The sequence below is a fragment of the Frankia sp. CcWB3 genome (assembly GCF_977927595.1).
In genome coordinates, this window is sequence record NZ_CDWRCK010000163.1 from 1 (window position 1) to 9,772 (window position 9,772).

Consider the following 9,772-nt stretch of genomic DNA (forward strand, 5'->3'; position numbering starts at 1 on the left):
ACAGACCTAGACGCCGCCCGCCGGCTCGGTGACGTGCTCGTCGTCGGGGTCAACAGCGACAGCGGGGTGCGTCGGCTCAAGGGCCCGGACCGTCCGATCAACGCGCTGGCCGACCGGCTGGCGGTGCTGACCGCGCTCGCCGGTGTCGAGCACGTGGTCGTCTTCGACGACGACACCCCGACCGACCTGCTGCGTTCCCTGCGGCCCGACGTGTACGTCAAGGGCGGCGACTATACCGAGTCGATGTTGCCCGAGGCGCCGCTGGTCCGTGCGCTCGGCGGCGAGGTCCGCATCGTCGACTACGTGGCGGACCGGTCGACGAGCGCTCTGGTCGGGCGCATCCGGCGCACAGCGGACGATGGCCGCGAGGGAACGGTGAGAACCGCGAGGGAACGGTGAGAACCGCGAGGGAACGGTGAGGGCTGCGAGGAAACGGGGAACCGGGCGTGAGAATTCTGCTGTGGCACGTGCACGGATCGTGGACGACGTCATTCGTCCAGGGCGATCACTCCTATCTCGTCCCGGTCACCCCGGATCGCGGCCCGGACGGCCTGGGCCGCGCGCGCACCTATCCGTGGCCGGGCACGGTCACGGAGGTCGGGCCGGACGAGCTCGGCCCGGCCGACGTGGACGTCGTCGTCCTGCAGCGGCCGCACGAGCTGGACCTGGCGGAACGCTGGCTGGGTGGCCGGCGCCCGGGGCGGGACCTCCCTGCGGTCTACGTCGAGCACAACACCTCGAAGGGGGACGTGCCCACGACCCGGCACCCCCTCGCCGACCGGCCAGACCTCACCCTGGTGCACGTCACCCACTTCAACCGGCTGTTCTGGGATGCCGGGAGCACGCCCACCCGGGTCGTCGAGCACGGCATCGTCGACCCGGGCCACCGCTACACCGGTGAGCTGCCCCGCGTCGCGGTTGCCGTGAACGAACCGGTCCGCCGCGGCCGGGTTACCGGGACCGACCTGCTGGGGCTGTTCGCCGCGGCGGCACCGGTCGACGCCTTCGGCCTGGGGGTCAGCGCCCTACCGGCGCACACCGGCCTTCCCGCCGAGCGGCTCACCGTGTTCGAGGACGCCTCCCAGGCCGCCCTGCACGAGGCCGTCGCGCGCCGCCGGGTGTACGTGCACCTGCCGCGGTGGACCTCGCTCGGGCTGTCCCTGCTCGAGGCGATGCACCTGGGCATGTCCGTCGTCGCGCTGGCCACCACCGAGGCGGTGGAGGCGGTGCCGGGGGACGCCGGGGTCCTCTCCACCGATCCGGCGGTGCTCGCCGGCGCCGTCCGCCGCTTCGTCGCCGATCCGGAACGCGCTCGGGCGTACGGGAAGAAGGCCCGGCGGGCGGCCCTGGCCCGGTACGGTCTCGATCGTTTCCTGCGGGACTGGGACGAGGTGCTCGCGCAGGTCACGGGCTGAGCTCCGACACCGAGTTTATCCGCATGATTGCCAGGAAATGTCCTTCACATGACGGGTGAACCGGGGCTGCCCGGCGAGTCAGGCGAGCCGGGCGAGCCGTTGGACAGGTTCGTGCTGCCGCTCAGCCCGATCGCGCCCCGGCAGGCCCGGGTCCGGTTGGCCGCGGGCCTCGCCGGCACCGGCTTCGCGGCGGAGCTGGCCGAGATCGTCGTGTTGCTCGCCAGCGAACTGGTCACCAACGCCGTCGTGCACGGCCGCGGTGAGCCGGTTCTGGAGATCCGGACGACCGACCACCAGATGTGGGTCGGCGTCCAGGATCCGGACAGCCGCCTCCCGCAGGTGCAGCAGGTCGACACCGACTCGCTTGGCGGGCGGGGCATGCACTTGGTGGCCGAGCTCGCTGAGACCTGGGGCGCCGACGTCATCCCCGGCGACGGGAAGGTCGTCTGGTTCCGGATGCGCCGGGAGAGCCCCGTTGTCGATGGTTGACCGCCGCCGATGCGGCCGAGCGCGCCGCGGGCTTGCCTGACGGCGGGCTTGCCTGACGGCGGGCTTACCTGACGGCCTCGGGCAGGACGGGGGTGGGCGGGCCGAGAAAGAAGCCCTGGCCGTAGGGGATCGCGGTCTCCCGGGTGGCCTGGAGCTCGGCCGCGGTCTCGATGCCCTCGGCAACCACGCCGCCTCCGATCTCCTTGGCGACGTGCACCAGCCCGGCGGCCACGGCCCGCCGGGCCGGGTCGGTGTCGATGCCCTGGGTCAGGCAGCAGTCCATCTTGATAATCTCCGGCCGCAGCCGGACGAGCTGTTCCAGCCCGGCATAGCCGGTACCCACGTCGTCGGCGGCAATGCGGACGCCGAGCCGGCGCAGGTGCTCGATGTCGCGGTTGATCGCCGGAGTGTCGCCGATCCGTTCGTGCTCGGTGATCTCCACGAGGATACGTTCGGCATCCTCGCCCATGATCATCTCCACCAGGCCGGCCGAGAGGGTCGTCGCCGAGACGTTAACCGCGAGGATCATGTGTGTCGGCAGCCGGGGCAGCACGGCGAGCGCGCGTCGGACCGCGGCGAGTTCGAGATCGACGTTGAGGCCGACGGAGCCTGCCGCGGTGAACCACTGTGACGGGCTGCGGGCGTAGTCCGAGAACCGGGACAGCGCCTCCACTCCGATGATCTTTCCGTGTTCGAGGTCGAGTACCGGCTGGAAGGCGAGCGCGGGCCCCCCGCCGTCGATCACATGGCTGACGTCGCGCCAGACGCGGCTGCGGACCTCCCACATCCGGTGCAGGTCGGTCACGGAATCGCCGAGGATCTCCGCGATCATCCGCAGGAACCGGCCGTCGCGCGGCCGCAGGTGCGGATGAGGCCCGTGCCCGAGACAGCCGACCAGGCCGTAGACGAGGCCGTCGCTGTCGATGACCGGCACCGCGGCGTAGGCCCCCACGTCAAGCTCGTCGACGACGGGCAGTCGCAGGATGCGCGGATCGGCGTGGGTGTCCGGGATGACGGTGGGAAACTCACCGGACAGGACGCGTCCGAACAGGGCGCTCTCGCGCCGAACGGTGGAGCCCGGGGCCAGCTGGAACGACGCGCCGTCCCCGTTGATGACCTGCACAACGAGGACGTCCGTCTCGATGCGGCCGAGCCAGGCAAGATCCATGCCCAGATGGCGGCGCAGTATCCCCAGCAGCTCCACCAGCGCCGTCGCCGGCTCGGGAACCTCGGCCTTCGGCCCGAGCGCCGAGGCGGGGGCCGGGCGGACCGACATCCGTACCACCTCCTCTCCTGGTGTTCCCTCGGGTTTTCCGCGCACACCCTGGTCGGCACCGATATCTGTTACCGTTTCGTGATCGATATTGGGCTCTTTGTAACCGATATCGGCTTGTTCGTGCACGATATCGACTTGTTCGTGACCGATATTGACCTGTTCGTGACCAACCTCCGCCACTGCCGGGAGATCCATCCCCTGTCTCCCGTCTGTCTCCCGTCGCGCCCGTTGGCTCTTCGTGTTGTAGTAGATGCGGGATCGGGACGGATGCCTGTTCGGCGAGCGAGGATGCTCGGAGGGGAGGCGGTGCCGCGTGGCGGACATCGTGGTCGGGATCGACGGGTCGACAGATGCCGAGCGCGCGCTGCGGTGGGCCGTGCGCGCGGGGCGCCGCTGTAGCGCGCGGGTGCGTGCCGTTCTCGTCTGGGCTGCGGCCGGCCCGTTCTGCACGCGGGTGAAGCCGCCGCCTGCCACCTCACCGGAGCATCCCCGGTGGACGGCCCAGTGGATGCTGCACGACGTCGTCGACCGGGTCCGCGAGGCCCAGCCCGACGCCTGGATCGTCGAGCGGACCGTGTACGGGAACCCGGTGGACACGATACTGACCGAGTCGGAGGGCGCGGCCATGCTCGTCCTCGGTGCCCGCGGCCGTGACCGGCCGCGCCGCCTGCCGGCCGGTTCGGTCAGCATGGCGTGCGTGTACGGGGCGTCGGTGCCGGTGGTCGTGGTCCACGGCAGGTCGGCGGCGCCGGCCGAGAGCGGGCCCGTCGTCGTCGGGGTGGACGGGTCCGCCTGCTCGTTGGCCGCGCTGCGGTGGGCCGCCCAGGAGGCGGCGCTGCGCCGGGCGTCGCTGCGCATCCTGCACGCCTGGACGCCGCTGCCACCGGAGTTCGTTGTCCGGCTGGGACTCTGCGGTGCCAGGTTCGTCGGCGCAGTGCCCACGGCGGGCGCCGGGGCCGTCCGTGCCGGGCCGGCTGGTGCGGGGCCCGGTGACGCGGATCCGGGCGGGACCGGATTCATCCGGACGGACCCGGGTGGAACGGGCCTCGCCTCGGGATTCGTCGGCCGTGGATTTCGGGGCACGGCACCGGGGGGCACGGCACTCGATGATCATCCAGGATTCGGTGACTCGGGACCCGCCGATGCGGCGCTCGGGGACCCGGTGCTCGATGCGACGGGACCCGGCGGAACGGCCCTCGTCGACGCCGCCCTCGAGGGGGCCGCGCGGGCCGTGCTGGACGAGGCGGTGCGCGCGGGTCTGCCCGAGCCGGGTGATCTCGATGTGCGCACGGACCTGATCCGCGGAGCGGCCGCGTCCAGCCTCCTGCGGGCCGCAGCGGGGGCGCAGCTCCTGGTCATCGGAGCCCGGGGCCGCGGCGGCTTCGCCGAGTTGCTGCTGGGTTCCACCAGTTCACAGTGTGTGACACACGCCCAGTGCGCGGTCGCGGTCATCCGCACGCCCGGCAGTACGACCTGTGGTAATTAGTGCGGCGTGTGGTGACTCCACCGCGGCAGATCTTCGACCCGGTGCGAGTCCCTTTCCCTCGGGTCGCGAGTTCTCGGGCCGTGGGCCGAGATCGAAGACCCCGGGCGGGGATGCCCGATCGGGCACGTACCGAGCGGGTGGACGGCGGGTCGCCTGCCGCGCCAACTGCCGTGCCACCTGCGGTGCCGGCTCTCGCGGCCCGCCGAGCGCGGCCTGCGGCCCAGCGGTGACGGCGCGGCGGGCAGGTGATCCTCCCGAAACGGCTCGGCTTTCCCTCGTCTTGGGGGAGGATGGGGAGACTGGGGCGTGATGTCCCCGTGAGGTACGGGGGGCACCGCGGCGCCGGCCGTGGGAGGGGAGTGTCGAGCGACTATGGCGGATCAGTATTACGGCGGTTCCGGTCGGCGCGGCGAGCGGTTCGCCCAGGCGCGCTGGCTCGCCGGTCAGGCCCGGCAGGACCGCACCACCTCCTGGTACGTCCCGCTGATGATCACTGTGATCGGTGCCGGTGCGGCGTTCGACGCCTTCGGCCGCGGCGTGGGGCTCCTCTACGCCCTCGGGCTGTCGATCGCCTTCGTCCTGCTGACGTGGACGACGATCCGGCTCATGCCGTCGGTGTCCGACGAGCTGAACGTCAACCGGGTGCCGGGCCCGCGCAAGATCTTCGCCATGGTGAACACGCCGGTGCGCACCCGCGGCGTGTTCCTGCTGGCCGCAGCGATGCCGATCGCGGTCGCCCTGATCAGGACGGTCGGTTTCTTCGTGTTCGGCGGGGCGCTGCTCGTCGGGATCGTGGTCGGCGTAGCGATGGCTGCCGCCTGGATGTTCAAACGCCGGTAGACCCGCCCGGCGCCGACGAACCTCCTGATTCCGACGAACCTCCTGATCCTGGGGCCCATCCCTGGGCTTGGCCATCCCGATCCGGCGCATCCCCCCGCTCGGACCAGGTTCCTGTTCCCGCCAAGCGGGCAGGCCAGCAGGGGCACGGTCCGGTGCGCGGTCCGCGATGAGGAGAGTGCGATGACGGTCAGCAAGGCCACGAGGGAACGAACCCGGGCGAGTCAGCTCCCCGAGGACGATGTGGTCGGGATCCTGCTCGCGCAGCATGCCGAGATCCGCGAGCTGTTCGGGAAGGTCAGGACGTCAACGGGCCAACGCCGCCAGGAGACGTTCGACAAGCTGCGGGCGCTGCTCGCGGCCCACGAGACCGGCGAGGAGGTGGTGCTGCGCCCGATCAGCCGGCAGGTGGTGGGGCCCGAGGTGACCGATGCCCGCAACCGCGAGGAGAAGGCGGCGAGTCGGGACCTCGCCGGCCTCGATCGGATGGACGCGAGCAGCGTCGAGTTCGAGGCCAAGCTCGCCGCGTTCGAGCACACGGTGGTGGAACACGCCGAGCGCGAGGAGCGGGAGGAGTTCGAGGCGCTGCGCCAGGTCCGTCCCGAGTCCGAACTCGTGCGCCTGGGCCGCAGACTGCGGGCCATTCAGGCGATCGCCCCCACCCATCCGCACCCCTCGGTCGCGGGATCCCCCACCGCTCAGCGGGTATTCGGGCCGGCGGTGTCCCTCGTCGACCGGCTGCGCGACGCTCGGCGGCAGACGACGACGGCGGGGTGACGGCGAGGATCTCCACCGCCCGGGGGAACTCCTCGAACGGCGGGCCGGACCCTTCGGAGACCCCGGCGCAACGCCGGTACCGCAACTGGGGAGATCTGCTGCAGGAGCTGCGCGTCGTCCAGACGGGCGTGCAGCTGCTGACCGCCTTCCTGCTCGCCATCCCGTTCCAGCAGCGGTTCACGACGTTGAGCAACGAGCAGAAGTCGCTCTATCTCGTGATCGTGCTGCTGACGGTCAGCGCCACCGGGCTGCTCATCATGCCGGTGAGCCTGCACCGCGCGGTCTTCCGGCGCAAGGAGAAGGAGACGCTGATCCGGGTGGCGAACCGGCTCGCCCAGGTGGGCCTGGCATTGTTCGCCGTGGCCGTCTCCGGGGTCGTCCTGCTCATCTTCGACGTGGTCAAGGGGGCGCCGGCCGGCTGGATCGCCGGGGCCTGCACATTCGTCGTGCTGGTCGTGCTGTGGGCCGTCGTGCCCGCCGCCATCCGCCTCGCCGCCCGCGACTGACCCCGGTCGGTTTTAACCGTCATTACCCCATAAGCACCTTATCCTCATGTCATCCTCGTGTAGCGGGCATATTGGGGGAGGGTGGTCGTGGAGAGGGCGGCCGTGGACCTGTTGACGGTGGGTGCGGTGCTGCTGGGCATGGACGGCACTCCGGTGGACTCCGGCGCCGCCATGACCCGCCGACCATCGGCCGGCGGCACGGCTACGCCGGGCCTGCGCGCCGCCGGCTTGCAGGCCGCCGCCGCGCAGGCCGCCCTCGTCCTGGTCACCCCGGCGCTGTTGGCCGGTCCCGACGCCGCGGCCCGCCTCAGCCGCCTCAGCCGCGTCACCGCCGCCGCCAGCACCGCCGCTGTTGCCGCTCCGGCAGCCATGGGCGCCCTCGACGCCACCGGCGAGCAGTACGGTACGCCCCGGTTCGAGGAGTTCGCCGAGCCAGTGGGAGGACGTCCGGGCTGGGATGCGTCATCGCTGTTCCGCTTCCGTGAGGGTGAAGGAGAACGTCGCCCCCTGGCCAGGTGTCCCGTCCGCCCAGATCCGCCCACCGTGGCGATGGATGATCCGCGCGACCAGGGCAAGCCCGACACCGGTCCCTTCGAACTGGTCCGCCCGATGCAGACGCTGGAACACACCGAACAGCTTGCCGGCGTGGCGGGGATCGAAGCCGGCGCCATTGTCGGCGACTGACAGCCCGCAGCGGTGTCCGAAGGTCATGAGACACGCTGTAGGAGAAGGCCTCCAGCTCGTTGTTCGCCGCCCGTAGCTCGTCGTTGGCCGTCTGCAACTCGGCGGCTGAGCGGGCGCGTTCGACCGCTACCCGGTCCAGCTGGTCCGCGAGGGTGTTGACCGACCTCCCCACCTCCTGCGTCTCCTGCGGCCCCGCGGGAGTGACGCGGGTATTCAGCCGTCCCAGGGCCAACGACCGCACCGCGGCGGTGACGTTCTGCAGCGGGCGGACCAGACATCGGGTTGTGACCACCGCGGTCCGGATACCCACCGCCAGACCGATCGCCAGCAGGCCGCCGATCATCCCGATCGTCACGGCCAGGGTCCGGTTGAGCGCGTCGGTCTTGTCGTGACGCAGCTGGCCAAGGGTGGTGCCGAGCGAGGCGTTCGTCGCCCGGAACGCGTCGAACAGATGCTTACCTGCCTCCGGGGGAGGGGCGACACCGGTGATCGCGGGGTTGGCGTAGTCGTCCAGCCACGACGAGGCGGCGGCCCGCTCGGCTGCCAGCTGGCCGCGTACCGTCGCGTCCCCACCGAAATCTCTTGCGATCTTCGCGAACGCCCCGGCCATCGCGGCCGTGCCGGCCCGGTACGGCTGCAGAAACGACGGGTCATGGCTGATCAGATAGCCGCGGACGCCCGTCTCGGCGTTGGTCATCCCCTGCAACACGGCCGTGTTGGCGCGCCGCGCCGGGTCGATTGTGTCCGTGAGGTCCTGTGTCTCCGCCATAGGCGCCTCCAGGATGTTGACAGACCCGACGGGCGGTTCCAGGCGTACAGGTGCGACTGTCCATGCTGGATCGATTACTCATTGTAAGGCTGGGGACGATGCCCGCCTCCGGACCAACGCCAGTTGGCCGCTTTGACGGGGTCTGCGGACCCGCCCGACGCGACAGACCCACCCGGCCCCGGACGGGAGCGCACGTTCGCGGCGTGGAAACGGGAAGATCGTTGCGACCTGCTAATTTCCTGAATTATTCGATCTTGCGGTGCCAGGATGGCACCTGATCATGGTTTTGGTCCTCGAATGACGGCCGCTCCGAGTGGGGCGGGCCGCTTCGGCATGCCCGGGGTCAGACCGGGCCTTGCCGTCGTTCTTCTGGCGTGGTCGGATCCTCCGGCGGCTGGGCGTCCGGACCGTAGCCGGGTGCCCAGACGGTTCGCAGCGGCTTGCCGTGCGGACAGGTACCCGCTCTTGGCACGGGCTCGACTCTGCCCGTCGCGTGAAACTGGGCGCCACGGCGACGGCGGCATTTGTTGCAGGCCACCAGTGACAGCATTCGTATGATCGGCCGCTCACCGGTCGGGTCGCCGTCCGCGATCGGCCCCCGGGCTGGGAAGTCGTCGGTCATCGCCGCCGCCTTGTAATCAGACCGGTGCCGTCGCATGCTGTGCAGTCCACCTCTTGCGTGCCCGCGAAACCGCCGTCCTCGTCAGCCTCGGACCTGTCCGCGGTGACCTTGCCGGTTCCGTTGCAGGTGGGGCAGTCCGCGGTCTCCACCGGTTCGAGGTCGGCATGCCCGGCCTTCGCGCCCCGCTTGTCGTAGTCCTTCTCGGTGTCGGGGTTATTCTTGCCCCTGGGTGATCCACCTCTGCCGCCGCGCTTGATGCCATCGCGGCCGGTGGAGGCTCCACCACTGGTCGACTCTCGCTTGTTCCACGCCATGGGTTGCTCTCCGTATACAGGCGGCCCCTATCTGCATCAACGGTAGCGGCGGAACACCTACTCCGGAACCAAGGAGTGCGGTTCCGTCACGCCGATTGGCCTCGCTGCTGCCGAGCGCCTACCTGCTGGTCTTGCGGTTCTCCCATTCGGCGCGGCTGATCGCGTAGATGTTTCGCGGCTCGCCGTCCCGGTCGACCGGACCCTCGGCCAGGGTGAGGCCGAGCTTCTCGGCGACACGGATCGAGCTCGTGTTCTCAGGGTGGATGATGCTGATCACCCGGTTCCGGTTCGTCTCGGTGAACGCGAACTCCAGGGCTGCCGCGCCGCCTTCGGTCGCGATGCCCTGTCCCCACCGGTCCCGGCGGACGGTCCAGGCGACCTCGATATCCGGCCAGCCGTACTCCTCGTACAGCCCGGCGCGGCCGAGGAACGCACCCGTCTCCCGATCCTCGATGATCCACATTCCGAAGCCGTTGAGCGCCCAGTGGCCGATCTGGAACGCCGTCATGCCCCAGACGGAGCCCTCCTTCGACGGCGAGCTGGTGTAGACGGACATGTCCGGGTGTCGCGCCATGGACAGGTAGGGCTCGACGTCGT

Annotated in this window: 10 protein-coding genes and 2 pseudogenes; 7 read left to right on the forward strand and 5 right to left on the reverse strand. The window is 70.6% G+C overall.

The genetic code is table 11. From position 1 onward, the window contains the following. From ACY5KJ_RS13235 to ACY5KJ_RS13245, 3 genes are all read left to right on the forward strand, one after another. The coding region (locus tag ACY5KJ_RS13235) for a nucleotidyl transferase family protein (RefSeq protein WP_462203469.1) at positions 1-399 on the forward strand (399 nt) is incomplete at its 5' end. Positions 400-446: 47 nt separating this feature from the next. After that, the gene (locus tag ACY5KJ_RS13240; protein ID WP_462188384.1) at positions 447-1,415 is read left to right on the forward strand and encodes a glycosyltransferase; all 969 of its coding nucleotides are present in this window, start codon (positions 447-449) and stop codon (positions 1,413-1,415) included. Between the two features lie 48 nt (positions 1,416-1,463). After that, the gene (locus ACY5KJ_RS13245; RefSeq protein WP_462188385.1) at positions 1,464-1,904 is read left to right on the forward strand and encodes an ATP-binding protein; all 441 of its coding nucleotides are present in this window, start codon (positions 1,464-1,466) and stop codon (positions 1,902-1,904) included. 64 nt (positions 1,905-1,968) lie between these two features. On the opposite strand, the gene ACY5KJ_RS13250 is transcribed toward ACY5KJ_RS13245, so the two are convergent. Further along, positions 1,969-3,180 carry a sensor domain-containing phosphodiesterase gene (locus ACY5KJ_RS13250; protein WP_462203470.1) on the reverse strand — a complete coding sequence of 404 codons (1,212 nt, stop codon included), beginning with the start codon at positions 3,178-3,180 and terminating at the stop codon, positions 1,969-1,971. Positions 3,181-3,493: 313 nt separating this feature from the next. Between ACY5KJ_RS13250 and ACY5KJ_RS13255 the strand changes: the two genes are divergently transcribed. The 4 genes from ACY5KJ_RS13255 to ACY5KJ_RS13270 all read left to right on the forward strand — a co-directional run bounded on the left by ACY5KJ_RS13255 (position 3,494) and on the right by ACY5KJ_RS13270 (position 6,786). Next, positions 3,494-4,666 (forward strand): universal stress protein, encoded by a 1,173-nt coding sequence (locus ACY5KJ_RS13255; RefSeq protein ID WP_462188388.1) that lies wholly within the window; start codon positions 3,494-3,496, stop codon positions 4,664-4,666. 372 nt (positions 4,667-5,038) lie between these two features. After that, the gene (locus tag ACY5KJ_RS13260) at positions 5,039-5,506 is read left to right on the forward strand and encodes a hypothetical protein (protein ID WP_462188389.1); all 468 of its coding nucleotides are present in this window, start codon (positions 5,039-5,041) and stop codon (positions 5,504-5,506) included. A 180-nt stretch (positions 5,507-5,686) separates the two neighbouring features. Beyond that, the gene (locus ACY5KJ_RS13265; RefSeq protein ID WP_462203471.1) at positions 5,687-6,280 is read left to right on the forward strand and encodes a hemerythrin domain-containing protein; all 594 of its coding nucleotides are present in this window, start codon (positions 5,687-5,689) and stop codon (positions 6,278-6,280) included. Then, positions 6,277-6,786: a DUF6328 family protein gene (locus tag ACY5KJ_RS13270; RefSeq protein WP_462188391.1), complete on the forward strand. Its 510-nt coding sequence runs from the start codon at positions 6,277-6,279 to the stop codon at positions 6,784-6,786. The genes ACY5KJ_RS13265 and ACY5KJ_RS13270 overlap by 4 nt, the downstream gene beginning before the upstream one ends. Before the next feature lie 462 nt (positions 6,787-7,248). On the opposite strand, the pseudogene ACY5KJ_RS13275 reads toward ACY5KJ_RS13270, so the two are convergent. From ACY5KJ_RS13275 to ACY5KJ_RS13290, 4 genes and pseudogenes are all read right to left on the reverse strand, one after another. Continuing rightward, positions 7,249-7,467, reverse strand: a pseudogene (locus ACY5KJ_RS13275) (sensor histidine kinase); the annotation flags it as partial. A 148-nt stretch (positions 7,468-7,615) separates the two neighbouring features. Continuing rightward, positions 7,616-8,239, reverse strand: a pseudogene (locus ACY5KJ_RS13280) (CHASE3 domain-containing protein); the annotation flags it as partial. 618 nt (positions 8,240-8,857) lie between these two features. Further along, on the reverse strand, positions 8,858-9,175 hold the full coding sequence (locus ACY5KJ_RS13285; RefSeq protein WP_462188392.1) for a hypothetical protein: 318 nt from the start codon (positions 9,173-9,175) through the stop codon (positions 8,858-8,860). Positions 9,176-9,293: 118 nt separating this feature from the next. Then, positions 9,294-9,772: GNAT family N-acetyltransferase (locus ACY5KJ_RS13290; RefSeq protein ID WP_462203472.1), on the reverse strand; the 479-nt coding region annotated here is incomplete at its 5' end.